The 612-nt window shown below is 58.3% G+C and carries 1 rRNA gene; it reads left to right on the forward strand.

Annotated elements, in window-relative coordinates:
- Window positions 1-612: ribosomal RNA gene (locus ACLZOT_RS49735) — 23S ribosomal RNA — on the forward strand; the annotation flags it as partial.

Raw genomic sequence — 612 nt, forward strand, 5'->3', positions numbered from 1 at the left:
GTAATAGCTCACTGGTCTAGTGATTCCGCGCCGACAATGTAGCGGGGCTCAAGCGTACCGCCGAAGTCGTGTCATTGCAGCGTATAGCCCCAACGGGTGCTGTGATGGGTAGGGGAGCGTCGTGTGCCGGGTGAAGCTGCGCCGGAAGGCAGTGGTGGACGGTTCACGAGTGAGAATGCAGGCATGAGTAGCGATTCACACGTGGGAAACGTGTGCGCCGATTGACTAAGGGTTCCTGGGTCAAGCTGATCTGCCCAGGGTAAGTCGGGACCTAAGGCGAGGCCGACAGGCGTAGTCGATGGATAACCGGTTGATATTCCGGTACCCGCTGTGAAGCGTCAAACATCGAACCAGGCGATGCTAAGTCCGTGAAGCCGTCCCGGAGCCTTCGGGCAAAGGGAAGTGGTGGAGCCGACGGACCAGACTTGTAGTAGGTGAGTGATGGGGTGACGCAGGAAGGTAGTCCAGCCCGGGCGGTGGTTGTCCCGGGGTAAGGGTGTAGGGCGTTGTCCAGGCAAATCCGGACAACTTGAGCCTGAGACCTGATGCCGAGCCGATTGTGGTGAAGTGGATGATCCTATGCTGTCGAGAAAAGCCTCTAGCGAGTTTCAT

The organism is Streptomyces sp. 4F14 (genome assembly GCF_048159485.1).
GTDB lineage: Bacteria > Actinomycetota > Actinomycetes > Streptomycetales > Streptomycetaceae > Streptomyces.